At 62.4% G+C, this 24,114-nt stretch carries 22 protein-coding genes; 10 read left to right on the top strand and 12 right to left on the bottom strand.

The annotated features are described in order from the left end of the window. Positions 1–10: 10 nt before the first annotated feature. The 4 genes from D6B98_RS26760 to D6B98_RS26775 form a co-directional block, all read right to left on the bottom strand. Positions 11–1,711 (bottom strand): aspartate:alanine exchanger family transporter, encoded by a 1,701-nt coding sequence (locus tag D6B98_RS26760; protein ID WP_126259943.1) that lies wholly within the window; start codon positions 1,709–1,711, stop codon positions 11–13. A 19-nt stretch (positions 1,712–1,730) separates the two neighbouring features. Continuing rightward, the gene (locus D6B98_RS26765; protein ID WP_126259946.1) at positions 1,731–4,484 is read right to left on the bottom strand and encodes a decarboxylase; all 2,754 of its coding nucleotides are present in this window, start codon (positions 4,482–4,484) and stop codon (positions 1,731–1,733) included. A 143-nt stretch (positions 4,485–4,627) separates the two neighbouring features. Further along, positions 4,628–6,331, bottom strand: a complete 1,704-nt coding sequence (locus D6B98_RS26770; RefSeq protein WP_126259948.1) for a SulP family inorganic anion transporter — start codon at positions 6,329–6,331, stop codon at positions 4,628–4,630. Continuing rightward, entirely contained in the window at positions 6,331–7,008 is a 678-nt protein-coding gene (locus tag D6B98_RS26775) for a YoaK family protein (RefSeq protein WP_126259950.1), read from the bottom strand. Before D6B98_RS26775 ends, D6B98_RS26770 begins: the two co-directional genes overlap by 1 nt. Positions 7,009–7,143: 135 nt before the next feature. On the opposite strand from D6B98_RS26775, the gene D6B98_RS26780 reads away from it, so the two are divergent. The 4 genes from D6B98_RS26780 (at position 7,144) to D6B98_RS26795 (ending at position 10,939) form a co-directional block, all read left to right on the top strand. After that, the gene (locus D6B98_RS26780; RefSeq protein ID WP_126259952.1) at positions 7,144–8,832 is read left to right on the top strand and encodes an aspartate-alanine antiporter-like transporter; all 1,689 of its coding nucleotides are present in this window, start codon (positions 7,144–7,146) and stop codon (positions 8,830–8,832) included. Positions 8,833–8,843: 11 nt separating this feature from the next. Continuing rightward, positions 8,844–9,731: an alpha/beta hydrolase family protein gene (locus D6B98_RS26785; RefSeq protein ID WP_126259954.1), complete on the top strand. Its 888-nt coding sequence runs from the start codon at positions 8,844–8,846 to the stop codon at positions 9,729–9,731. Positions 9,732–9,762: 31 nt separating this feature from the next. Continuing rightward, positions 9,763–10,344, top strand: a complete 582-nt coding sequence (locus D6B98_RS26790) for an invasion associated locus B family protein (RefSeq protein ID WP_126259956.1) — start codon at positions 9,763–9,765, stop codon at positions 10,342–10,344. A 163-nt stretch (positions 10,345–10,507) separates the two neighbouring features. Then, on the top strand, positions 10,508–10,939 hold the full coding sequence (locus D6B98_RS26795) for a hypothetical protein (protein WP_126259958.1): 432 nt from the start codon (positions 10,508–10,510) through the stop codon (positions 10,937–10,939). 206 nt (positions 10,940–11,145) lie between these two features. Here the strand turns inward: D6B98_RS26795 and D6B98_RS26800 are convergent, their stop codons facing one another. Further along, complete coding sequence (locus tag D6B98_RS26800; protein ID WP_126259960.1) at positions 11,146–11,781, bottom strand: response regulator transcription factor; 636 nt, start codon at positions 11,779–11,781, stop codon at positions 11,146–11,148. A 239-nt stretch (positions 11,782–12,020) separates the two neighbouring features. Here D6B98_RS26800 and D6B98_RS26805 point away from each other — a divergent pair, with 239 nt between their 5' ends. Then, positions 12,021–12,701, top strand: coding sequence for a helix-turn-helix domain-containing protein (locus D6B98_RS26805; protein WP_126259962.1), 681 nt, complete (start codon positions 12,021–12,023; stop codon positions 12,699–12,701). 13 nt (positions 12,702–12,714) lie between these two features. Here D6B98_RS26805 and D6B98_RS26810 read toward each other — a convergent pair whose 3' ends face one another. The 4 genes from D6B98_RS26810 to D6B98_RS26825 form a co-directional block, all read right to left on the bottom strand. Then, positions 12,715–13,404 carry a MarC family protein gene (locus D6B98_RS26810; protein WP_126259964.1) on the bottom strand — a complete coding sequence of 230 codons (690 nt, stop codon included), beginning with the start codon at positions 13,402–13,404 and terminating at the stop codon, positions 12,715–12,717. Then, positions 13,397–13,903: a potassium channel family protein gene (locus D6B98_RS26815; RefSeq protein ID WP_126259966.1), complete on the bottom strand. Its 507-nt coding sequence runs from the start codon at positions 13,901–13,903 to the stop codon at positions 13,397–13,399. Before D6B98_RS26815 ends, D6B98_RS26810 begins: the two co-directional genes overlap by 8 nt. 135 nt (positions 13,904–14,038) lie before the next feature. Then, the gene (locus tag D6B98_RS26820; protein ID WP_126259968.1) at positions 14,039–14,902 is read right to left on the bottom strand and encodes an alpha/beta fold hydrolase; all 864 of its coding nucleotides are present in this window, start codon (positions 14,900–14,902) and stop codon (positions 14,039–14,041) included. A 9-nt stretch (positions 14,903–14,911) separates the two neighbouring features. Continuing rightward, entirely contained in the window at positions 14,912–17,419 is a 2,508-nt protein-coding gene (locus D6B98_RS26825) for an alpha/beta hydrolase (protein WP_126259970.1), read from the bottom strand. A gap of 132 nt (positions 17,420–17,551) precedes the next feature. Between D6B98_RS26825 and D6B98_RS26830 the strand changes: the two genes are divergently transcribed. From D6B98_RS26830 to D6B98_RS26850, 5 genes are all read left to right on the top strand, one after another. Continuing rightward, positions 17,552–18,478 (top strand): alpha/beta fold hydrolase, encoded by a 927-nt coding sequence (locus tag D6B98_RS26830; protein ID WP_126259972.1) that lies wholly within the window; start codon positions 17,552–17,554, stop codon positions 18,476–18,478. 35 nt (positions 18,479–18,513) lie between these two features. After that, a complete protein-coding gene (locus D6B98_RS26835; protein WP_349644825.1) occupies positions 18,514–19,083 on the top strand; it encodes a hypothetical protein in 570 nt (189 codons plus the stop codon). Between the two features lie 81 nt (positions 19,084–19,164). Continuing rightward, positions 19,165–19,812 (top strand): CoA transferase subunit A, encoded by a 648-nt coding sequence (locus tag D6B98_RS26840; RefSeq protein WP_126259976.1) that lies wholly within the window; start codon positions 19,165–19,167, stop codon positions 19,810–19,812. A gap of 4 nt (positions 19,813–19,816) precedes the next feature. Then, complete coding sequence (locus D6B98_RS26845) at positions 19,817–20,467, top strand: 3-oxoacid CoA-transferase subunit B (RefSeq protein WP_126259978.1); 651 nt, start codon at positions 19,817–19,819, stop codon at positions 20,465–20,467. Between the two features lie 13 nt (positions 20,468–20,480). After that, positions 20,481–20,939 (top strand): MaoC family dehydratase, encoded by a 459-nt coding sequence (locus D6B98_RS26850; protein WP_126259980.1) that lies wholly within the window; start codon positions 20,481–20,483, stop codon positions 20,937–20,939. A 181-nt stretch (positions 20,940–21,120) separates the two neighbouring features. Here the strand turns inward: D6B98_RS26850 and fabI are convergent, their stop codons facing one another. From fabI to D6B98_RS26865, 3 genes are read right to left on the bottom strand one after another with little or no spacing between them, the layout of a single operon-like run. Continuing rightward, positions 21,121–21,909 (bottom strand): enoyl-ACP reductase FabI, encoded by a 789-nt coding sequence (gene fabI / locus D6B98_RS26855; RefSeq protein ID WP_126259982.1) that lies wholly within the window; start codon positions 21,907–21,909, stop codon positions 21,121–21,123. After that, complete coding sequence (locus tag D6B98_RS26860; protein ID WP_126259984.1) at positions 21,906–23,120, bottom strand: acetate/propionate family kinase; 1,215 nt, start codon at positions 23,118–23,120, stop codon at positions 21,906–21,908. Before D6B98_RS26860 ends, fabI begins: the two co-directional genes overlap by 4 nt. Before the next feature lie 5 nt (positions 23,121–23,125). After that, positions 23,126–24,088 carry a phosphate acetyltransferase gene (locus tag D6B98_RS26865; RefSeq protein ID WP_126259986.1) on the bottom strand — a complete coding sequence of 321 codons (963 nt, stop codon included), beginning with the start codon at positions 24,086–24,088 and terminating at the stop codon, positions 23,126–23,128. Positions 24,089–24,114: the final 26 nt, after the last annotated feature.

Genomic DNA, 24,114 nt, shown 5'->3' on the forward strand with positions numbered 1-24,114 from the left:
GTCGCGCCGCTCATTGAGCCAGGATCATTGCGAAATAGCCGAACACGGTGAGCAGGATGCCCGAGACGGCATAGGCGACCGGGAATCCGATCCAGGGTACCGTGCTCTGGATTTCGACCGCCGCTTCACGACATGGCCCGGAATGCGACCGAGCGCCGGCAACGCCCCCCATCAGCACGGCCGGGTTGATCTTGAAGATATGGAAGCCGATTGCCCAGACGATGAACGGAGGGATCGTGCAGGCGATGAAGCCGGCGATGAATATCTTCAAGGCAACCGCGCCGGTGAGTTGCGCCAGGAGTCCGGCACCCGCATTGATGCCGACGATGGACACGAAGACGACGAGCCCGAGATCCTCCAGGACGTTGCGCGCCGCGTTCGGCGTGTTGCCGAAGAAGCGCAGCCGCGACACGATCGAAGATACGATCACGCCGGACAGCAACAGGCCGCCGGCATTGCCGAGGCCGATCTTGGCACCGAACGCCGGGAATTCGATCCGGCCGATCAGGAACCCGAGGATCATGCCCACGGCCAGTGTCAACAGGTCGGTCGACGTGTTGGTCCGCGCAATGCGTCCCCACATTTCGCCAAGCTCATTGACGGCCGACTTGAGGCCGACCACCGAGACGATGTCCATCCGCTGCAGTTCGGTCTTGAGACCGGCGGCCAGAGGCACACCACCACGCTCGACCTTGGTGACCTGCAACTGGCCGGCGATCGCCGTGTCGCGGAAGGATTCAAAGGTGCGTCCGACCATCTCCTTGTTGGTGACAAGAATATCCGCCTGATCCATGGGAATGCCGAGCGCCGCGGTATCGGCCACCTCGGGCCCGATCAGGCCCATCTTGTCGGTGAGATGCTCGGTCGTGCCGCCGAGCGCGACGACGTCGCCCTTTTGCAGCACCAGATCGGGATCGGCTCCCTGTGGCTCGCCGCCGCGCGCCACGTTGACGATGCGGTACTCCGGATGGATCGAGCGGAACTTGGCGATGCTCATGCCGACCTGCGCCGGATTTTCCAGTCGATAGGCACGCAGACCGAACTGCCGATAACCGGTCAGGCCGCCGCCCTCGAGATCCTTGACGCCGAAGTCCTTCTCGTACTTTTTCGCCGCCGCCTTGGCATCGATGCCCCACCAGCGCGGCAGGTATTTGCAGATCAGGATGATGCCGACGGTACCCCAGATATAGGTGATGCCGTAGGATAGCGCGATCATGCCCGTTGCATCCTCGGGCTTCATGCCCTCAGGCAGCTTGACGACACCCGAGGTGATGGCCTGTTCAGCCGAGCCGATCGCAGCCGACATGGTCTGCGAGCCCGCCAACATGCCGCCGGCGGCGCCGGTCGGAAGGTCGAACAGCTTGGCGAACATGACGACCAGCGCGAGGCCGAGAATGCTCGACACCACCGCCAGGAACACGAACTTGATGCCGTCTCCCCTCAAACTGTTGACGAAGGAAGGTCCGACCCGCAAGCCGACACCGTACATGAAGAGATAGTAGAACAAGCTCTTGGCGAAGTTGTTCAGCTCGAGCTTCACGCCGTAGCTCGAAGACCAGACCGCAAGCCCGGCGCCCACGACGATGGCACCGGCGACCATACCGAGGCCATAGCCCTTGATGCTGGCCCGGCCGATATAAACGGCGAGCCCGACGACGAAGAACAGCAACAGATACGGATTCTGCTGCAAGAATGTGAAGAACGCCTGCATGTTCATCCCCTCTAACGGATTATGACGCGGCCTTGAGCTTCGGCGTTGCCGTCGGCTTTGGCCTGCCTAGTTTGGCCAGTGCTTCGGTGCGGACGAGCTTGAGCCCTTCCTTGGCGTCGTAGCCATGGATCTCCTTCACATCGAGCTTGCGCATGAAGTCGATCGTCTCCTGGGTGATGACCTGCCCCGGCACCATGATCGGGAAGCCCGGGGGATAGGGAATCACGAAATTGGCGGAGACGAGCTCGGGCCCGGCCTTCAGCCGCCGGTCGATCTCGGGATCGTTGAGGCGGATGTGCTCACAGCCCGCCACGTCATAGGCGGCATAGAAGCCGCTGCGGATGTCGCCTTCATTGGTCTTGGTGCCGGCATCGCCGCGGAAGCTCGGATGGAAATGCGAGAAGTTCGGCAAGTCAGGCACGTCGGTCATCAAGCTCTTGACCCGGGCTTCGAACGTCTTCTTCGCGTTGGCGCCGCCTTGCGCGAGTCCGCGATCGACCTCGCCCGCGATCTCGGCAAGGACGCGGATCAAATGCGCGACGTCGCTGCGGGTGTTGTTGATGTTGGACTGCACCAGCACCGAGTTGCGTGAGGTCTTGTTGACCTGGATGTTGTACTCGTTGGCGAGGATGCCCTTGAACTGGGTGCCGTCGTAGCCGGCCGTGCCGCACACCAGCGTCATCCGGGTCGGATCGAGGCAGAACTCGTCCTCGTCCAAACTCTTCAGCGTATTCGCCCAGTTGACGCCCGGTGCGAGATAATCGGTGAAACCGCTCTGGCGGTACTGCGCCGGCACCATGACGTCGGCGCCAAGAATGCGGAAATACTTCGAGAGCAGCGGGTTGTTGTTGACGGCGTGGCGGATGGCGAGCGCGATCTCCATCGCATTGGCGACGAGGCCATACCCTTCCAGCTCCATCTGACGCCGCGAGATGTCGAGGCTGGCGATGAGCTGCTGGTTCGGGCTTGTCGAGGCGTGAGTAAAGACGGCCTCCTTGAACTGCTGCTCGACCGTGTGGAATTCGACGTCCTTGACCGAGAGCATGGAACCCTGCCGGATCGCCGACATCGATTTGTGGGTCGAGTTGGTCTGATAGACGCGCAACCGGATCTGGCGCGGATCTGGAATCAGCCGCGTCTTGAGCAGCGCTTCATCCGAGGGACTCTTGCCGAGCTCGGCCCGCTGCTTCTCATAGGCCGCGACCGACTTCGGATCGTGCATCCAGGCCTCGATCTCGTTGGCGGCCCCCATGGCTGTGCGCCGGCGCAGGAAGGGCGAGAAGCGCGCGAAGCCGAACCAGGCTTCATCCCACAAGAAGATCAGGTCGGGCTTGATGGCGAGGCATTCCTCCATCACTCGGCGGGTGTTGTAGATATGGCCGTCAAAGGTGCAGTTGGTGAGGTCCAGCATCTTGACCCGCTCAAGCCGGCCGTCGGCCCTGGCGCTAAGCAGCGCCTGCTTGATCGTCTTCAGCGGTACGGCGCCGTACATCGAATATTCGGTCATCGGGAAGGCTTCGACGTAGAGCGGCTGAGCGCCGGCGAGCACCATGCCGTAATGATGCGACTTGTGGCAGTTGCGATCGACAATCGCGATGTCGCCCGGCGCAAGCAGCGCCTGCACCGCCATCTTGTTCGAGGTCGAGGTGCCGTTGGTCACGAAGAAGACACGATCAGCGCCGAGCGCGCGCGCTGCCTTCTCCTGCGCCTTCTTGATGTTGCCGGTCGGCTCCAGCATGCTGTCGAGGCCGCCCGTGGTCGCGCTGCTTTCGGCCAGGAACAGGTTCGGGCCGTAGAATTCGCCCATGTCGCGGATCCAGTCCGACTTGAAGATGGATTTGCCGCGGGCAATCGGCAGCGCGTGGAACGTCCCGATCGGGCGCTGCGCGTACTTCTTCAGATTGTCGAAGAACGGCGTATCGTAGCGATCCTGGATGCCTTCGAGGATCGACAGATGCAGCTCCAGAAGTTCCTCAACCGAATAGAAGATGCGACGGACCACGCTGGCTTCGGGGTTTCCGGCGAGCTCCTCGACGTCGCGATTCGAGATCATGTAGAGATCGAGCTCGGGCCTGACACGCTTGATGATCTGGGCAAGCCGCAGCGCGGACGCGTCGGACTCGTCGTTGAGGCCTGCCGTGGCCGTGATCGAGCGGAGCACCGGCGCGTTATGCCGCGAGCGCAGTCCAAATCCCTCGTTGATGATGACAGCGCCGATGTTGGGATTGAGCATCGTCGCACAGAAGGCGTCTTCGAGGCTACCGACGATGACCGGCTCATAAACGAAAGCATCGACCGGGCGCCGCAGCTTGCGCCATTCGGCAGCGAGCGCCGGCCATTGGCCTGGAGATACCCCGGTGACGATCAGGGTCTCGAAATAGGGCCTGCGTGTCGTATGCGCACCAAAGGTCGGTGGGACCAGCTCGGGCACATCGCCATTGCCTTCGTCCTTCGCGCTCCAGTCGCCGGCATGCTGGCGGAAGGATCGCGTCGCCAACGCCTGGGTGATCCGTGTCGCAAGGGCAAGCGATGTTGCCCCATCGCCGGCGGCCGCCGCTTCACGCAGCGCCGCCATCAATTGCAGGCCGGGATAGCCGTGAAACTCCTCGGTGACCGAGAGATCTGCCAGCGCTGCATCGTATTTTGCTCGGTCGCCGCCGCGAGCCCACGTCTTCGCAGCGTCGACAAGATCACGCCAATCGTCTGCCCGTGCCCCCGGGCCCGAAAAGAACTGATCAATGCGCTTCTGTGTGGGCTTGGCGTCTTTGGACATGCGTCTCTCCCGATCCCTGAGGCGAAGGTTGATGCGGGATCGTGGGTGCGGCGCCGGATGCACCATTGATCCAAGTCAACGGTCGCGCCATTCTGAGCAGGCCGCGATCGCTGCGATGCCAGTTGCATCGCAACACGGAGCCGCTATGGCGTTCGCCTGCTCGAAGCGTGCTGGTCGTCGCCCAAAACGGCATCCAGCGATCGCAGCCATTGGCCGCTGTCGGTCTTTTCAGCCAATCCTTCCGCCCGCAGCAGGTCCCGCAGTTGCGCATGCGCGCCGACGATGCAGAAGCTGGCGTGGCGGAGCGCGAGCTCATCGTTGAGGTCGCGCAGCATGCGCGCGCCAGCGAGATCAATGTAGGGCGACGCCGAGAGGTCGCAGACTACGAGGTGGAGGCGCGGCGAGTTCCGCAGTGCGACCAGCACCGTGTCCAGGATCGTCTCGGCATTGATGTAGAGCAATGAGGCTTCCGGGCGAAACGCAATGACGCCGACCAGCGGCTCGACATCATCGTGCCGCGCGCTGTCGGAGTAGCGACCGCTTCCCGGCAGCCGGCCGAGAAATGCCACGTTCGGCCGCGAGGCTCGCGCGAGCAGCAGGAAGATCGACGCAATCGAGGCCAGCAATACGCCCTGGAGGATGCCGAGCAGCAGCACCGACACCAGGGCAATGGCAGCGGCATAGAAGTCGATCCGGCTGACTTGCCACATCCGCAGCAGCGCGCGGAGGTCGACAAGCCTGTAAACGGCCGCAAAGACGATGGCCGCCAGCACCGCCTTCGGCAGGTTGGTCAACAGCCCGGTGAAGAACAGAAGGCATAGCCCAAGCGCCACCGAGCAAATCACCAGCGCCAGCGGCGTTCGTGCGCCGGCATTGTCATTGACGGCCGATTGCGACAGTCCGCCGGCGACGGGGTAGCCATGGCCAAAGGCGGTCGCGAGGTTCGCGGCGCCCAGCCCCAGGAACTCCTGCCGGACGTCGAGGGAATAGCCGTGCTTGGCGGCAAAGCTGCGGGCGGCAGAGACACCTTCTATGTAAGCCAGCAGGACGCATCCGGCGGCGAGCGGAAACAGCTCGTCGAACTGCAGAAGCCCGAATGCCGGCATCCCCAATCCCGGCAACCCCTCGGGGATCTTTCCGGTGACGGGCACACCAAGCGCCGGCAGGCCGAGCAGCGTTGCCACGACGATCGCGAGCGCCACGATCGTGATGCCGACCGGCTTGCCCGGCAGAAGCCGCTCGCCGAGCAGGAGGAGCAATAGCGCGACTGCGCCGATGGTCAGCACCAGAATGTCGATATGTCCGAGTTGCCCTGCCAGCTTGAGGGCACGATCGAAGAAATTGTGCCCGCCGCCGGCGACACCAAGCAGGCTCGGCAACTGGCTCATGATGATGGTAAGCCCGGCACCGGCCTTGAACCCGATCAGGATGCTGTCGCTGACGAGGCGAACCAGCACGCTGAGCTTGAACAGCCACGCGATGAAACAGAGCACCGCCACCGCGAAGGCTGTGAGACTTGCGATCTGTACATAGCGCGCTGCATCTCCACCGGCGAGTGCACCGACGCTGGCGGCAATCATCAGAGAGATCGCAGACGTCGGACCAATCGCAAGTTGCCGTGACGAGCCAAACAGAGCGTAACCGATGCCGCCGAGCATGTAGCCGTAGACGCCGATCTGGGGTGGCAAGCCGGCCAGCGCGGCATAGGCGAGCGAGACGGGAATCGCGTAAGCGGCGAGCGTGATGCCGGCGACGGCGTCGGATGTCAGCCACTCGCGCCGATAGGCGGCGAGCCATTGCGCCGGCGGAAAGAGCCGGGTCCAACTCCGCTCGGGCGAGGCCTTCATCACGTCGCCTCGCGATGCGGCGTCTCGCACCGCAGCAGAACGATCAGCAGCGCGACCACGGGAATGGCGAGCGCGAGATCGGGAATGCCCTTGGTGGCGAAGGCGCCGACGGCAGCGCCAAAGCCGAACACCGCGCACAGAGCGAAGAAGATACCGGACCGGCGCAACGTCCCTGGCGCCGCGCCTCCGGACGCAACCGCAAAAATCGTCTCGATCGCCTGGCGCATGTTGCCGGTGATCATCACCGTGCTGCAAATGGTGCCCTCGACTTTGGTAAAGGAAGCGGCCTGCATGGCGGCGACGAGCGATATGCCGAGCGTGCCGGCGAGATCCGGCAGCCGGTTGTGCAGGATGCCTATCGCGATCAGCAACAGTATCTCGAGCAAGGTGCTGATCGCGCCGGCTCGCTCGCCGACGATGCGGCGCAGCCATGCCGCGATCAGGATTCCGACCGCAAACGCCAGGATCGGAGGCACGAAGTGAAGTGCCTTCGGCCAGTCGCCTGCCGTCGCATAGACCCAGAGGAAAATCAGGTTGGCGGTCTGGGCGTTCGCCATCACGCCGTGGATGATCCAGGTATAAGCGTCGATATAGCCGCCGGCAAAGGCGAGCAGCAGAACGATCTCGACCGTCTCGTCGCGGCGGATCGCGCCAGAGGCGACCTCCAGAATGCTCATGGCGGCAGTGCGGGCTGGGGCAGGTTTCGCATGACGTGATTGGCCGCGCCTTGTCGCCGGCAAGGCTTGATCTGGATCAAGAAACCGTCCGCGGTCACCAATCAAATCGGTGGCAGCTGCCGGGGATATGCGATCATGGATACCGTCAGGTGGATCATCACCGCCGCACCGGAAATCTTTCTGTTGCTGGCAATCGCAATCGGCACCCTTCTCGGGCGGATCAGGTTGCGCGGTTTCGCAATCGGCACCACGGCCTGCATTCTGATCGTCTCAGTCCTGATCGGGCAACTCGGGACCTTCACGTTCCCGTCCCTGCTGCGCGTGATCCTGTTCAGCCTGTTTGTGTTCACAATCGGCTACCGGTCCGGACCGGAGTTTTTTGCCTCGCTCAGCATGCGTACGCTGGCGCAGGTCGCCATGGCGCTCGTGCTCGGAGGCACGGGGCTTGCCATCGTGCTCGCGTTTGCCTTCAGCTTTCAGCTTGATCCCGGCACCGCGTCCGGTATCGCCGCGGGGGCACTGACCCAATCCTCGGTGATCGGAACCGCATCCGGCGCGCTGGCTCAGCTTGGCCTGCCGAGCGACGTGTTGAAGCAGCAGGAAGCCAATATCGCCGCCGGCTATGCCGTGACCTACGTGCTTGGCTACATCGTGACCCTGCTCTTCGTGCCGTTTGTCGCGCCGAAACTGATGAGGGTCGACCTGAAAACCGAAGCGAGGAAGCTGGAGGCGGAGCTTTCAGGCGGTGAAGCGCCATCGACCGAGAATTTTGCCTACCGAAAATTCCAAGCCCGTGCCTATCTCGTCTCGACCGCAGCGGGCCGAACCGTCAAGTCGCTCGAGGAAGAGCTCGGCAGCCGCACTGTGGTCGAGCGCATTGTCCGCCAGGGCCTGGACGTCGAGCCTCATCTGGATACGACGCTCGAAGCCGGCGACAACATCGTCATCACGGGACGAACCGCCGCCATCGTTGCGGCCAGGCCGATCATCGGCGCCGAGATCGACGCGGACGAGATCATCAAGGCGATCCCTGGCAACGTGGTCGAGGTGCTGGTCGACAACCGCCAGCTTCACGGACGCTCTATCAAGGACGTGGCCGAACGCGTTGGCGGCAATGCGCGCGGCGTGTTCCTGCGCGCATTGACCCGGATGGGCCGCGAAGTGCCACTGAGCCCCGATACGCGAGTCTATGTCGGCGACGTCATGACCCTGGTCGGCAGCACGCGCAACATCGAGCGGGCTGCCGCAAATGTCGGCCAGATCCTGCGCGCTGGCGACCGCACCGATGTCGCCTTCCTTGCCACCGGGATCGCGGTTGGCCTGCTTGCGGGCCTCGTCAGCGTCAAGATCGGCAGCGTCGCACTGACGCTCGGCGGCGGCGGAGGCGCGCTGATTGCGGGTCTGGTCTGCGGGTGGCTCCGCTCGCGCCGTCCGACCATGGGCGCGCTGCCACCCGCCGCGCAGCAGATATTGAGCGATCTTGGTCTCGGCGGCTTCATCGCCGCCATTGGGCTTGGCAACGGCGCCGCCGCCTGGGCCGCGATCCAGGCGCACGGGATGCTGCTGGTCGGCATGGGCCTTGTCATTACGCTGGTACCGTTGATCGTCGCGACGCTCTTCGCCCGCTACGTGCTGCGCATGAATCCGGTCGTGACCTGCGGTGCACTGGCCGGGGCCATGACCGTCGATGCCGCGGTCACTGGTGCATGCGAGGTCGCCGAGAGCCAGACGCCTGTGCTCGGGGTTGCCGTGCCTTACGCGGTCGGCAACGTGGTCCTGACCGTGCTCGGTCCAATCATTGTGGCAGCCACCTACACTGGCTGAGGGGAGCGCTCATGCGTCCTATTCACCTGTTGCGCTGGCTGACCGCAGTTCTCGTGGCCGTCGCTGCGGCCCCCACCGCCCGCTCCGCTGATACGACGGAGACAATCCGCATCCAGGAAGAGATTTGGGCTCTGCCCCTGCCCTTGCCGATGTTCGCCTATGTCGTCCGGCCGGTCGGCAATGGTCCCTTCCCGCTGGTGATCATGAACCACGGCGTCTCGCTCGATGCGAAGGAACGCAGCTTTTTTCCGCTGGTGGAATTCCGTGATGCAGCGAAATGGTTTGCCAAACGGGGCAGCATGGTGGTGGCACCAGTCGGTTCAGGCTACGGCGCCGCCGCGATCGACATACCCGAGCGCGCGGTATTCGGCCCGTTCTTCTCCAAGATTGGCAAGTGCACCAACCCCAATTTCCATGACGCAGGTCTTGCGGTCGCTCAAGTCGATCTCTGGATCATCGATTACCTGGCAGCCGAGAAGCGCATCATACCGAAGGACGTCATCGTCGTCGGACAGTCTGCCGGTGGCTGGGCCTCGATCGCCCTGTCTAGCGTCAACCCGCCACAAGTCAGGGCGGTCATCATCTTTGCCGGAGGCCGCGGTGGCCGCGTCGGCGGCAAGCCGAACAACAATTGCGCGCCCGACAAGCTGATCGAAGCGACAGCTGATTTTGGCCGGACGTCGCGGGTGCCGATGCTGTGGATCTATATCGAAAACGATACCTTCTTCGGCCCCGACCTGTCGAAGCGAATGCATCAGGCCTTCACCGCGGCGGGTGGCAAGGCCGAGTACCATTTGGTGCCGTCGTTCGGCAGCGAAGGACATTTCCTGATTGGCTCACCTGACGCGATTCCGATCTGGTCGCCGCTGGTGGCGAAGTTTCTCGACGCGCAGAAATAAGCGCGCAAGTGCCGATCCCAGAGGTGCATCCATGACCAATGCTAGTCATTGCCTGTCGATCCTGCTGATGGCCCTGCTTGCCACCCCTGCAGCCCCCGGCATCGCCTCGGCAAAACAGAAACCCCAAACCGCCACGACCGCCGAAGCCCCACGTGGTCAGCGCGAGGCAAAGGACATCACCTACGGCGATTGGAAGAAGCTCTGCTTCAAAGCGGGTGGCGCGCCCCTGCTTTGCCGGACGTCGATCACCGGCAGCTTTGCGACCGGACAGCTGGCAGTGCGCGTAGACCTGATCGAGCGCGAAGGAGACAAGAGGGCGCGATTACAGATGTTTGTCCCTGTTGGCATGTACCTGCGGCACCCTGCCAAGCTGAGCGTCGATCAGGGCGGCACCTATCGGGTGCCGTATAGCTGGTGCGTGACCAATGCCTGCATAGCCGCGGATGTTGCCGACCCGAAGCTCATCAAGGAGATGGAAGCCGGAACGAGGCTCGTGTTGGAGGTCGTCGATTCCAATCTTCTGAATCTGACAACCGCGCTGCCGTTGGCAAGGTTTGCGTCCGTTCGCAACGGTGCGCCGGCGCAGACGCTGGAGCAGGATCTCGAAGAATAGCCCGACCGGCAGCTCGGGGCGCGCTTGCACGGATCTTTATCGTGTTCACTTCGTTGCTCCATCGACTAACTGCGTGCAATCGCAGCAAACATCGCGACGAGCTAAAGGCGCGGCACGGCAGCGATTTGTCGATTAATCGTTTCCGGCGAACCAGGCCGGCTTCTTGATTCATATCAATGGTTGTCTCACCGCTTCAGAATCAACTGTCGTCGATGTCACCTCCAGACGGGAGATCAACATGCGGTTGTGGGTCATAGCGGCGATCGTCAGCCTTACGCCGGTTTCGGCTTTCGCCGTGTCCGACTGTCGGGTCACAGGCAATCCATCGGTATTCGGTGTCGACATGACTGCCTATGTCGCAATCAAGTCCGGCGAAACATGCAATTTCCCGATCCGAATTCCAGGCATAATGAACAACGCGGGCGTTGCCAGCAAGCCTGCACACGGGATACTGAAACAGCTCAACATAACGACTTTCAGATACACCGCGAAATCCGGATACAGGGGCAATGACACCTTTGCGATATATGGCGAAGGCAAAGGTCCGTTCGGCTCGGGCAGATCGGTCATCACAGTGAACGCAACCGTCGAATAGCGGTGAAGCAGTGCGCGCACAACGCGACCATACAACGTCGTTGGTTGCGATGCGCTACGCCATCCATCAAGCGGCGTGAGGATCGCGTGTCCTGCAGACGGTCAATCTCGAAAGACCCAGCGCGCTCCAAAGAACACCTTGTCGCAAATCTTTTGTATTGTCCCTGGGAACACGGCTGTCTCGATGAGGGAAAGCTACTGAAATACCTACGGGCTCGCTAGGTTGACGTTCGCTTCGAGCAGTCCAAGACGTTCCGCGATGGAAACCAGTTCCGCCAGCGACCGAGCCTGCATTTTCTCCATCACCTGGTGACGGTGCGCCTTGATGGTTCGCTCGGTCGTTCCAAGATCGTATGCGATCTGCTTGTTGATCTTGCCGCGCACGATCAGGTCGAAGACCTGGCGCTCCCTTGGCGTCAGCAGGCCAAGCAGGGCACGCAGTCCATCGAGCTTGTCGCGCAGACTGCGAGCCTGGGATTGGTTCGCCAGCGCACGCTCGATCGCATCGATCAATTGCGCGGACGAGACAGGCTTGGTCAGGAAATCCTCGGCGCCGGCCTTGATCGCCCGCACGGTCGTCTGGGTATCGGCATGGCCAGTGAGAAAGACGATGGGAAGCGATGACCCCCGCTCGAGCAGGCGGCTCTGAAGCTCAGGTCCACTCAATCCCGGTATTTGCACATCGAGCAGGATGCATCCCTGCTGTTCGTTTCTAGGCAGACACTCCAGCAGATCCAGAGCCGATGCATAGGTCGCCACTTCAAATCCGGCAAGCTTCAGCCGCCGCTCGATGGCCGTCCGAAAAGATGCGTCGTCATCCACGACGTAGACGAAGCGAGACAATTCCGAACTCCCGATAACGACAACTTTCGGCAAAACAAATTTCCAATTAACAACAACCCCTGCTTCTCATTCCGTGCACGAAATTGCGCGGCCTGTCCTTTGGTACAATGTCCGTTGGGACAATGTGAGAAACCTCACCTTTATCGTAGATAAACCTGGAGGCGTGAGTATTACCTCTCAATTCTCATAATGGAATACCTGACTAAGACCAATTCGCGATCGGCGTTGAGGAGTTGGCCATGTTCGTACGCACGACCGATCCGCTCCCCCGCCCTAGTTCGCTCCGCGCCCTGGGAATGAGCAGCGGTTCAGATCCAATTGTCCGCCTCAACGAGATTACATACAAAAAGGGCAAAGAGATCTATGGCGAGAAAGAGCCTGCCGAATACGTCTACCAAGTCAAGACCGGTGCCGTGCGAAGTTATAAGTTGCTGTCGGACGGCCGGCGCCAGATCGGTGCATTTCACCTCGCCGGAGACATTTTCGGGCTTGAGAACGGCACGACGCACCGTTTCACCACGGAGGCCGTCGTCGATACGACAGTACTCCTGATCAAACGGCAGAGCCTGGAGACGGTCGCCGAAAGCGACGCCATGGTTGCCAAGAACCTTCTCGGCATGACCACGACCAACCTCCAGCATGCGGAAGATCACATGCTGCTGCTGGGACGCAAGACGTCGCTGGAGCGGGTCGCCGCTTTCCTGATTGAGATGGACAAGCGGCTAACGGCCGCAGGCGTGCTGGCGCTGCCAATGTCGCGGCGCGATATTGCCGACTATCTTGGTCTGACGCTGGAGACGGTGTCGCGAGCCATCTCGCATCTGCACGAACTCGGAGTGCTCGGCTTCGTTGGGAACACGCAGCGCCAGATCATATTGCTCGACCGTCATCAGCTCGCGAGCCTTGATCTACAACCCTGAACGCTTCAGACACCTATTGGGTGGCACGCGACGCTCCATCAAGGATGGTGCGCGCGATCTCGGATGCACCGGTGATGATAATCTGGACACCGATGCAAAGCAGCAGAAATGCCGACAGCTTGGTCACGACGCTCGTGCCCTCCTCGCCGAACAGGCGAGCCATTGCGCTCGATTTCCGGTAGGCATGGTAGATCGCAGCGGTCACGGTGAGCGCGACAACCATGGAGACGATGGACGATGCGAACATGGCATCGAGGCTGTCGGACCGGCTTATCCCAATTGCGATCGCCGTCGCAATTGTCCCCGGGCCGGTCGTGAGCGGGATCGTCAGCGGAAAAAAGGCCATCCGTTTCATGGTTGCGAGATCCGCCGACGAAGCCACGGGAGGCTCCGCTGCGCCCGGCATGGCGTGGAGCATGGACCAACCGGTCGCCGCCACGACGAGGCCGCCGGCGATTCGGAGCGCCGGGATGGTTACGCCGAAAAAGTTGAGAATCTGGCTGCCGAGAAACAGCGATACCAGCAGGACCAGGAAGGCATAAGAGGCAACCCGCAAGGCAAGCTTCGCGCGCTCCTTCTCCGAGAGCCCCTTCGTTCTGTCGAAAAAGATGAAGGCCAGCCCATACGGATTGATGATTGCAAACAGCGCCCCAAAGCCGAACAGGAAGTCGGCAACCCATCGCGATGCTGCGAGTTCAGGCATGGGGGCCCGGGTCGTCTGTTGCGCCGCGACCAAGCATGGGTGCATCGGGTTGGCGAGAGCCCGAAGCAGGCATGTCAATCAGTCCGACGTGATCGAGGGTCTTGCGCAGGACCTCGAACAAGATTGCCGCCGACCAGCCAAACAGCAGGACGCCGTTCATGGCGGTCAATGGACCCATCAGCCGCCATTCGGGCACCGGCGTGATGTCGCCGTAGCCGAGCGTGGTATAGTTGACGAAGGCAAAATAGAGCAGATCGCTGCCGGGGGCGGCAGCCCGGACGAGGCCGTACGTCCAAGCCCACACCAGGATTTCCACCGTGTGCGCAACCTTCAACACCGCAGCCGTCGCGATCATCACGCCCATCAGGTGCAGCCTGGGTCTCTCGGTTCGCCGCAGCCCTGCGCCGCGGGCAATTCCAACCGCAACGATCGTGACAAGCGCGTGAAGGCCGATATTGACCACGCTTACCGAGCCACCGACCAGCAACTGCAACAGCATAGGGATCGACCAGACTTCAAACGTGCATAGCGGGCTTGCCCACGGTTGCCTGATCGGTCATCGCTCGCGCGTGGCTCTGCAAGGCTCGGGCTGATGACCATTGTTCATGACAAGCCTCCTTCCAGAGCTGGGTGATTACGCGCGAAGTCCTCCAAACCAGGCACCGAAATAGCCGGCATACAGAGCCGGCACTTCAACATTCATCGAGTGCCCGACACCGGGCACAACCACGAGCCGGCAGTCCGGCATCGCCTCGGCCATGACGCGGAGATCGGCCGGAGGAATCCAGCCGTCCCGCTCGCCCCACAGGACCAGGTGCGGATGTCGGATTTCCGCCATGCGCCGCTCCAGTTCGCGGCTTGCTTTCTCCTTGGTCAGATTGACCGGCGTACCGATCCAGACTCCCTCCGAGACGCCGAAGGTCTGCTCGATGATCCGCTCGAAGAGCGCCTGACACTCCCCAAGGCCCGCGCGAAAGCGAGGAATTGCGTTGGCGGCCATGCTTTCCGGAACGAACAGCGAGGACGCCGCCGTGGCCATGACGGTCCGCGTCAGCTCCTTGCTTGCCATCATGGCGCGGAAGACGCCAATCTGGTCGTCGCTGAATGACATGCCCAGCGGCGTTACAGGATCGAGCGCGAAGACGCGGCCGAACCGCTGCGGCTGCATCAGCAGCATCCGCGCGGCGATGATGCCACCGGTCGAATGGGTTGCCAGGTGACAATACCGAATGTCGAGCGCATCAAGCGCCGCCAGCATGTCCTCAGCGTGCTGCTGCATCGCGTAGTTGGAATAGTCAGTCGTAGGCACTGGCCGATCGCTGTCGCCGCAGCCGCGCCAATCGATCCCCACGACGCGGAGATCAAGGGGAAACAGCGGTGCGGCGAGCTCGATCCAGTCTTTGCTGGCGAGATTGCCGTGGACGAAGACGACGGTGACATCGCCTTCTCCCCACTCCCGCCAGCCCAGCTGGACCTCGCCCGCCCGCACTCTCGGCATCGGTCTATCCTATTTGTTCAAGCCGGCCGTCGGCGCGGCGCCTGGCGGCGTCGGCGCCACCGGCAGGGCCGAGACCACGGCTCCCTTGATCATGCGGTCGGTGCCGAGGGGGGACGAGGTGTCCACGGTGCCTTTGGTGACGAAATCCACCACGTCGGCAGAATATTCGACCGGATTGTCCGTGTGGATGAAATGACCTGTCTCCGGATAGACCTTCAGCATCGGTCGGTTGCCCGCATTGGTCATGCGGGTCATGAACGGCGTGATGACGTCGCGTCCGAGGTCCGTCAGCCCGTTAAAGGCGGGCGTCGGGATGAACGGCTCCTTGTCGCCGAAGGCCAGGAAAATCGGCGCCTTGATCTGCGTTAGCCGCTCGTAGAGGTTCTTCGGATCATCCTGCTGGAGCTCGGCCCCGATCGTGTAGACGTCGAAGATGAAGACGTTGCACCACTGCTCGAGCTCCTTCGGGTTGCCCTTGGTCAACCCGACGCGCTGCTCGGTGTGGAAGCGGGCATATTCGCTGTCGCCGAAGAAGTAGCCGCTCTTGGCCGCGGACACGGCGTTCGTGTCGGGGTCGCGCTTCTTGAAGTAGAAGAAGTCCCGGATGTTCTGCTCGTTCCGCGCCTTCTCGGCGGCCAGGATCCCGGTCTGGTCCCAGGCCAGCTTCCACTTCTCGAAGTCACGGCCGAAGGCGTCGTCGAACAGGCGCGCCTTCTTGTCCTTGGCGATGGTGATGTCGCGCGGATATTCCTCAAGGCCGGACGGCGCTTCCAGGGCGAGCCCCTGCACCGCATCCGGCCACGTCAAGGCGTAGCCCATGACGAACTGGCCCCCGAGCGAATGGCCGAGGTAGTAGGCCTTCTTGACGCCGAGCTGGTTGACCACGAGGTCGTAGATGACCTCGCGCATGTCCTGCATGGTGCGTGCCGGGCTCTTGTCGAGATTGCCCGGTCCGGACATGCCGTAATGCGGCAGATCGGGCACGATGACGCGAACTCCGTTGCGCAGGGCATACCGCATGACGTTGCCGTAATGCCCGCCGAAGGCACCCTTGCCATGGATGATGACAAGCGTCTTCGGGTCCCTGTCGGTCCCCGCATATTCGTCCATGTAGCCGATCTGCCAGGTGGTGCCGTTCTTGTCCTTCGCGTTGGCGTATTTCACCGGATAGGGATAGGTCACGAAGTCCTTCCAGAAGGACTTGCTCGGGTCGATCTTCTCGGCCACTCCAGGCACGCGATAGTTCTTGTCGACGAACTTTTGTGCACGATCGAGCGCTGCGACGTCGTCCATGAAGGCGACGAATTTCGGATCGTTCTTGCGCTGGTTGATGATCGGGAAGACGCCGTAATGGGCGACCGGGCTTTCCTGCGCGATAAGGTCCGCGCCGGGCACGCGATCGACAGCCTTCTCGGCCAGCTTGAAGTTTAGCCAGAGATCGTTGGTGATGTGCATCACCAGCGTCCGCGCCTGGATGCGGCCGAGATAAGGATTGACGTTGTGCGTCTCGCCAACCCGGTTGCGCCAGACGAGATCGACCGCGTCGTAGAGCTTGGCACGATTGGTGACGTTCAAGCCGGCCTTCTCGTTCGGCGAGTCCCAATAGAAAATTTCGGGCTGGACGGCAGCCCAGTTCTGGCTCGTGCGGTAGGCGAAGTCATACCCCGTCATGCCGAGAATTGACCAGCCGAACGCCACGCCGGGGACCGGATGCTTCTCCTTGGGCAGCTTGTAATAATCGCCCTTGCTCGCCTGCCACACCGGATCGGATTCGATCGCCGCCGTCATCATCTGGAAGGTCCAGTTGCCGACGGGGTCGTCGCCGTCCGACTGCGTCGTGCCGCCGATCGGCATCAGCGCGTTGATGTATTCCGGATGCATGACGCCCCAGACATAGGTCTGCGTGCCACCCATGGACACGCCGGTCACCAGCGCGACGCGCGCAACCTTCAGCTCGTCGCGCAGCAGGCGGTAGTTGGCCTGCACCATGTCGTAATAGCTGTACTGCGGGAACTTGATGCCGAGGCCGTCGGACGGCTTGCTTGCGCCCCAGGTACCGAGCGGATCGACCATGATCACGTAATAGCGGTCGGTATCGATCGGCCGGCCCGGGCCAATGATCGGCACGCCGCCCGAGAGCGGTGCGCCCTTGACCCACTGCTCGTACATGTCGGTGGAGTCGCCCGAATAATAGGAGTTGATGACGATCGCATTGGTGATCTCGCCGGCGGCGTTGCGGCGTGCATTGCCGATCGCGATGTAGCCGGTCCGCAGCTTACCGCCGCCGAGCGATTCCAGCGTGACGCCGCCTTCACCGCCGCTCTCCCATTTGGACGGATTGGCGAGATCGTACTTTCCCCCGAGGCGGAAGTTGGAGATCTCGTAGGACTTCTTCAAACCATCGTGCTGCATCTGCGACGAGCGCCGCGTGAAGGGCTGGGCAACGGCTAGGGCCGTGCCGACCAGCAGCAAAACGAGGGTGACGAGGCAATGCCTCAGAGCGCCTCTCCCGGACATGACGTATCCCTCCCGATGATGTTTCTTGCGAAAACGCTAGGTGGGGCGACATGGGGAGGCTTGATCTAACTCAATGGAATCCTCTTCCGAGGATCGAGGATAGCGCGACAGAATATCTGGCTGGTCGTCCCAATGCCTTTCCTCGATCATGGCTCATATCGGATACGCTATGAGCTGGAAGGGCCGGCCGGCGCGCCCACCTACGTCCTCGTCAACGGCCTGACCCAGTATGCCGAGTTGTGGGCCGCCTACCGCGATGCACTCGTGGCCCGACATTTTCGCGTTGCGACATTCGACCTGCTGGGGCAAGGCGGATCCGACAAGCCTGCCCTCTTCATCAACCAGGATGACCAGGTTACGGCACTTCGTCTCCTTATCGACGAACTGGGCGACGGACCGGTCTTCCTCAGTGGCATCAGCTTCGGCGGCCTGATCGCGCTGCGCTATGCCATCGCGCATGGCAAGCGTCTGTCCGGCCTGGTGCCCATGAGCTGCTTTGCGGAACTCTCGCCGCAATTGCTGCTGATCGGCAATGCTTTGCGCACCGGACTGATTCTCGGCGGCACCGGCTATCTCCAGGATCTGCTGCTGCCCATGAACCTGTCCGACCAATGGTTGACGCCGCTCCTGGACAAGCTCGACAGCGTCAAGCGGCAGGGCTGGCTCGTCAACGACGTCTACGCGCTTCAGAACCTGATGGAATCTTTCCTCGACTTTCAGCCACTGACGCCGCAGCTCTCGTCGATCTCCGTCCCGACCATGATCCTCAACGGCGAGTTCGACTTCCTGACGCCGCGGCCTCTGCATGAAACGCTCAGGGTTGAAATTCCGGACAGCGCATTGGTGATCATTCCGAAGGCGTATCATGCGTTTACGCTTGAAAGAGGCGCACTCACGGCCGACCTGCTGGCACGCTTCGCCGAGAACGTGCTGGCCGGGCACTGGCAGGGCAACAAGGCAGTCTGGATCGCCCCGGAAGACCCGGGCGGCGAGCTTACGCCGTTCCCGGCCGGCTACGATCATCTGCGCGCGATCCCCGTTCAGAGGACGGCGACATGAGCGGATTTTTCGGCCCGCTCGATTCCGAGGGCCGCGTGCCGGCGAACCAGCAGACGCGCGTCGCGGCCTTCCTGATCTCGGCCCATGGGGCGCTGGCGCGCCAGTTCGCATTCACTCTGCCCTTGAAGCTCGACACCGCCTGGCAGACTGAACTGAACGCACAGCTCTACCGTGAGGCCGAGATCGTCTCGCTTCTGATGCGCGCGACGGCATGGGTGCCTGATCTTGCCCTGGGTTATATAGTTGCATCCTGGGAGACCGCCTGGCTTCCCGCACCGATCGACGGCGTTGCAGACCGTTCTCTTGCCGGCGCGATCCACCTCGCGACGCTCGCACACGCGATTCATGCCGGCATCCGGCCAGCGGCTCTTTTGCCAGTGAACGCCAAGGCCGACGAACCCTTCGTCATGGCGCTGCGCCGCATCGAATTCGAGAGCGGTCGGCTGCTGCAGGGCCAAATCCTGTTCCTGAAAGGTCCCGAGCTGGTGCCCTTGCGCGATGCCGTGAGCGCGGCGCTCGAAAAGCGCCACGCCGGCGTGCGCAAGCTCTGGCGAGAAGCGCTGGAAAGCGTCGGTATCACGTTCACGAATGATGCGGAGCGTTGACGCAGATCAAAGGACCGGAGCGACCGCCGACCAACATTCCCGCACCGCCGCCTTCGACACGCCCCGACCGGAGTTTCAATCATGAAGGCCGTCTCCATCGAAGAAGCCGTTGCCATGATCCCATCGGGCGCGACCGTCATGGTGGGCGGGTTCATGGGCGTCGGAACGCCGGAGCGACTGCTCGACGAGATGGTCCGGCAGCATAAGACCGGCCTGTCCCTGATTTCCAACGACGCAGCGACGCCAGGTAAAGGTGTCGGCAAGCTGTTTGAGGCTTCGCTGGTCTCCCGATTGACCGCGACCCATATCGGCCTAAATCCGAAAGCGCAGCAGCAGATGCTGACGAACCAGATCGCCGTCGATCTCGTGCCGCAAGGAACCTTCGTCGAACGCATTCGCGCCGGCGGATGCGGCCTGGGTGGCATCCTGACACCGACGGGCGTCGGCACCCTGGTTGCAGAGGGCAAGCGCCAGATCGAGGTCGACGGCAAGCCGTTCCTGCTCGAGACCGCATTGCGAGCCCAGTTCGCGCTGGTGCACGCCTTTCTCGCGGATTACCTTGGCAACCTCGCCTATGCGCTGACGTCGCGCAACTTCAACCCGATCATGGCGATGGCCGCCGACACCGTGATCGTGACGGCGGAGCACATTGTGCCCGTCGGCGTCATCGCACCCGACCACGTCGTGACGCCGGCACCGCTCGTCGACTACCTCATTGCGAACGGGTGACATCATGGATCCGCAGATCGTCATCGCCCGCCGCGTCGCCAAGGAGCTGAAGAGCGGCGACCTCGTCAATCTCGGCATCGGCATTCCGACGCTGGTTGCGAACTACGTGCCCGCCGATCTGAAGGTGTTCTTTCAGTCGGAGAACGGCCTCATCGGCACCGGTCCGATTCCCGAGCAAGGCATGGCGCATCCGACACTGACCGATGCCGGCGGCCGCCCGATCAGCGCACTGCCGGGGGCTTCGGTGTTCGACAGCGCGATGTCATTCGGGTTGATCCGCGGCGGCCATGTCGACGTTACCGTGCTCGGCGGGCTTCAGGTCGACGCACACGGCCATCTCGCCAATTGGATGATTCCCGGCAAGATGGTGCCGGGCATGGGCGGCGCGATGGACCTCGTCACTGGCGCCAAGCGGGTGATCGTCGCCATGCAGCACGCCGCCAAGGGCAAATCGAAGATCGTCAAGCAATGCAATCTGCCCCTGACGTCAGCACGGCAGGTCGACCTGGTCGTGACCGACATGGCCGTGATCGGTTTCCCCGAGGGCAGGGCCACCCTGCTGGAGACCGCGCCCGGCGTCAGCGTCGGCGAGGTCCTGGCGGTAACGGAGGCCGAGCTCGTCGTACCCGACAACGTTGCGGAAATGAAGCTCTGACGAGGCCACGATCATGCGGATATTCGGCGACTTCAACGAGATCAAATCGGCCGTCGGCACCGAGATCGGAGCCAGCGACTGGGTTGAGGTGACGCAGGACCGGATCAACCAGTTCGCGCAAGCGACCTGCGACGAACAGTGGATCCACGTCGACCAGGAGCGCGCGGCCAAGGAGATGCCCGGCGGCAAGACCATCGCCCACGGCCTGCTCTCGCTGGCGCTCGCGCCGCTCTTCATCCGCTCGGTCATCGGTCTGAAGGGGCTGCGCAACACGCTCAACTACGGCGCGGACCGGATCAGATATCTCGCGCCGGTGCCGGCGGGGTCAAAGCTGCGTGGCCGCGTCACCGTGGCGGAGACCGAGGACGTGCCGCCGGACGGCTTGCGTGTGAACTACCATCTCGTGATCGAGATCGAGGGCGGCAAGAAACCCGCTTGCGTCGCCGAGCTGATCGCCCTGCACTATCGCTGAGCAAAAAAAGGCGAAAACAACCCCATGCACAGTAGGCTGGGGCTTGAAGTCATTACGTTTTTTCGGTCGGCGACAGTCAGCCAGAAAGACGGTTGCTCCGTCGGGCAAAACACCGACATAGGTGGCATGATCAGTCCCTCGTCTCCGAGACTGCCGGACGCGACAGCAACAAGTCCGCGCCTCAATCGATGATGTGATAGCCGCCGTCGACGTAGAGCACGCCGCCGGTGATCAGCTTGGCGCCGTCGAGTGCGAGGAACGCCGTGGCATTACCGACATCTTCGATGCTGACGAGGCTGCGGGTCGGCGCGGTGGACTGTGCCTTGTCCATCAGATCGTCAAACTCGGGGATTCCGGACGCGGCTCGCGTGGCGAGCGGCCCGGGGGAGATCGCGTGGACACGGATGCCCTTCGGACCAAGCTCGGCTGCGATGTAGCGGACGGCGGCTTCAAGAGCGGCCTTGGCCACGCCCATCACGTTGTAGTTCTTCACGACCATCTGGCTGCCGTAATAGGTCATGGTGAACATCGTTCCACCATTCTTCATGAGTGGCTCGGCAAGATGTGCCATCCGCATGAACGACCAGCATGAGACGTCCATTGTCTTGAGGAAGCCGTCGCGGCCGACGTCGACGACACGGCCGTGCAATGCTTCCTTCGGCGAGAAGGCGATCGAGTGCAGCAGGAAATCGAGTTGCCCCCATTCCTTCTCGATGCGCTCGAATACCGCCTCAGTCTGCCCCTCGACCATCACGTCCATCGGCATGAAGATCGGAGCCTCCAGCGCCTGCGCCAAGGGCTCGACGTGCTTTTTGGCCCGATCGTTCAGATAAGTCACCGCGACCTCGGCGCCGAGAGCGCGGAACGCCCTGGCGCATCCCCACGCGATCGACTGATCATTGGCGATACCGACGACGAGGCCCTTCTTGCCCTTGAGGGCAACCTTGCTGTCCGGGAAAACGGGAATCATGACACCCTCTTGGTTCTGGAATCGTGCGATTTGCCGTTCATCAGGAGCGCCAGCGTGTGCTGCGCAATCATCAATTCCTCGTCCGTCGGCACGACGTAGACGGGAATGGCACTGTCGGGACGCGATATCAGTCGGGCGTGACGCGCATTCTCGGCTGCATCGAGCGTAACGCCGAACCAGCCGAGGTGCTCCGCAACGCGCGCGCGGATGCCGGCGGAGTTCTCGCCAATGCCGGCGGTGAAAACGAAGGCATCCAGACCCTGCAGGGCGGCGGCGAGCATGCCGGCATTGAGCCCGATCCGATAGACGAAACAATCGATCGCCAGTTTTGCGTTGAAGCTGTCGCTGGCTTCGAGCTCGCGCATGTCGTTGCTGATGCCGGACAAGCCTTTCAACCCGCAATCGCGATAGAGAAAATCCTGGACCTTCGCGGCGGACAGCCCCTTCTCCGACATCAGGTAAAGCACGACGCCGGGATCGAGCTGGCCGGGCCGCGTCCCCATCGGAAGCCCATCCAGCGCGGTGAATCCCATGGTGCTTTCGACACTCTGTCCGCCCTTGATGGCACACATCGATGCGCCGCTGCCGAGATGGGCGACAATGATCCGCCTGTTCGCGATCTCAGGGGCAATCTGGGGCAGCGTTTTCGAGATATATTCGTAGGAAAGCCCGTGGAAACCGTACCGCCGCACGCCTTCCGAATGAAGCTGATGCGGGATCGCGTAATGGTCCGCGACCGCGCTATGCGTGCGATGAAACGCCGTATCGAAGCAGGCGACCTGGGGCAGCTTCGGAAAGTTGACGAGGATCGAGCGGACTGGAGCCAGATTATGCGGCTGATGCAGCGGTGCCAGCGGGACCAGGCGATCGAGACGTGCCACCACGCCATGATCGATCAACACCGGCCGGTCGAACTCCGCACCGCCGTGCACGACGCGATGCCCGACTGCAAGCGGATTGACCTGCATCTCGTTCCGCAGCCAATCGCCCGCGACCTCCATCGCGGCCGGAACGTTTGCCACCGCCTCGATCGGATAGCAGCGGTCGGCCCGCGAATCGCCGTTTGCACCACTGGCCCGCAGGCGCGGCCGGGTGCCGATGCCATCCATCTGGCCTTTGATCTGACGGCGAAGAGTGCCTTCGCCCTCGACCGAATAGACCTGGAACTTCACACTCGATGAGCCGGCGTTGACGACAAGGATCGTATCCATGGCGATCACGCGGCAATCGTTGGCGTTTTCAGTCGTCTCGCGTTGGCGTAAAGCGCGGCGACCGCGCAGGAGGCCATTCGTGCACGTGGCGAGTCGGCGCGCGAGGTCAGGACAACCGGCACCCGGGCGCCAAGCACGATACCCGCACCATCCGCCTTGGCAAAATAGGCGAGGTTCTTCGCCAGCATGTTGCCGGCCTCGAGATCGGGGACAACCAGGATCTGGGCCCTCCCCGCAACGTCCGACTTGATGCCCTTGATGCGCGCCGCCTCCGGATCGATCGCATTGTCGAAGGCCAGCGGACCGTCGAGCAGTCCGCCGGTAATCTGGCCGCGATCGGCCATCTTGCAGAGCGCCGCAGCCTCGATGGTCGACGGAATCTTGGAAGTGACGGTCTCGACGGCGGAGAGGATGGCAATCCGAGGCAGCTTTCCGAAGCCGGTCTGCGTGTAGAGGTCGATTGCGTTCTGGATGATATCGCGCTTGGCATCGAGATCCGGGAAGATGTTGATGGCCGCGTCGGTCACAAAGATGGTCTCGGCATAGGCTGGCACGTCCATGACGAACACATGGCTGATGCGCCGATCGGTGCGCAGGCCGCCGACCTTCGCCGTGACGGCGCGCATCAACTCGTCGGTGTGCAGGCTGCCTTTCATCAGCAATTCGCCTCTGGCGGCATGAATGAGTTCGACGCCCTTCGCTGCCGCGGCGTCGCTGTGCGCGGCATCGACGATCTCGTATCCGGAGATATCGACGCTGAACCTCGCGGCCGTCTCCCTGATCTTGCTAGCGGGCCCGACCAGCACCGGCGCGATGATCCCAGCCTGGGCGCTCTCGACCGCGCCGCGGAGCGAGGTCTCGTCGCACGGATGCACCACGATGGTCGGGGCGGGCGATGTCGCCCTGGCTGCCGCGATCAGCCGATCATATTTGCTAGGAGACTGTGCCGGTCTCGTATCGGCTGACATGATGTCGCCCTCCATCCTTCCAATAT

The sequence above is a fragment of the Bradyrhizobium sp. LVM 105 genome (genome assembly GCF_003957705.1).
GTDB classification, from domain to species: domain Bacteria; phylum Pseudomonadota; class Alphaproteobacteria; order Rhizobiales; family Xanthobacteraceae; genus Bradyrhizobium; species Bradyrhizobium frederickii.

Coding starts and splice junctions, on each gene's coding strand:
- D6B98_RS26815 (WP_126259966.1), bottom strand. CDS start 13,903: ATGCTGTTGCAGTTGCTGGTCGGTGGCTCGGTAAGCGTGGTCAATATC.
- D6B98_RS26790 (WP_126259956.1), top strand. CDS start 9,763: ATGACCAATGCTAGTCATTGCCTGTCGATCCTGCTGATGGCCCTGCTT.
- D6B98_RS26850 (WP_126259980.1), top strand. CDS start 20,481: ATGCGGATATTCGGCGACTTCAACGAGATCAAATCGGCCGTCGGCACC.
- D6B98_RS26765 (WP_126259946.1), bottom strand. CDS start 4,484: ATGTCCAAAGACGCCAAGCCCACACAGAAGCGCATTGATCAGTTCTTT.
- fabI (WP_126259982.1), bottom strand. CDS start 21,909: ATGATTCCCGTTTTCCCGGACAGCAAGGTTGCCCTCAAGGGCAAGAAG.
- D6B98_RS26760 (WP_126259943.1), bottom strand. CDS start 1,711: ATGCAGGCGTTCTTCACATTCTTGCAGCAGAATCCGTATCTGTTGCTG.
- D6B98_RS26840 (WP_126259976.1), top strand. CDS start 19,165: ATGAAGGCCGTCTCCATCGAAGAAGCCGTTGCCATGATCCCATCGGGC.
- D6B98_RS26775 (WP_126259950.1), bottom strand. CDS start 7,008: ATGAGCATTCTGGAGGTCGCCTCTGGCGCGATCCGCCGCGACGAGACG.
- D6B98_RS26825 (WP_126259970.1), bottom strand. CDS start 17,419: ATGTCCGGGAGAGGCGCTCTGAGGCATTGCCTCGTCACCCTCGTTTTG.
- D6B98_RS26845 (WP_126259978.1), top strand. CDS start 19,817: ATGGATCCGCAGATCGTCATCGCCCGCCGCGTCGCCAAGGAGCTGAAG.
- D6B98_RS26805 (WP_126259962.1), top strand. CDS start 12,021: ATGTTCGTACGCACGACCGATCCGCTCCCCCGCCCTAGTTCGCTCCGC.
- D6B98_RS26770 (WP_126259948.1), bottom strand. CDS start 6,331: ATGAAGGCCTCGCCCGAGCGGAGTTGGACCCGGCTCTTTCCGCCGGCG.
- D6B98_RS26860 (WP_126259984.1), bottom strand. CDS start 23,120: ATGGATACGATCCTTGTCGTCAACGCCGGCTCATCGAGTGTGAAGTTC.
- D6B98_RS26810 (WP_126259964.1), bottom strand. CDS start 13,404: ATGCCTGAACTCGCAGCATCGCGATGGGTTGCCGACTTCCTGTTCGGC.
- D6B98_RS26820 (WP_126259968.1), bottom strand. CDS start 14,902: ATGCCGAGAGTGCGGGCGGGCGAGGTCCAGCTGGGCTGGCGGGAGTGG.
- D6B98_RS26785 (WP_126259954.1), top strand. CDS start 8,844: ATGCGTCCTATTCACCTGTTGCGCTGGCTGACCGCAGTTCTCGTGGCC.
- D6B98_RS26830 (WP_126259972.1), top strand. CDS start 17,552: ATGCCTTTCCTCGATCATGGCTCATATCGGATACGCTATGAGCTGGAA.
- D6B98_RS26780 (WP_126259952.1), top strand. CDS start 7,144: ATGGATACCGTCAGGTGGATCATCACCGCCGCACCGGAAATCTTTCTG.
- D6B98_RS26865 (WP_126259986.1), bottom strand. CDS start 24,088: ATGTCAGCCGATACGAGACCGGCACAGTCTCCTAGCAAATATGATCGG.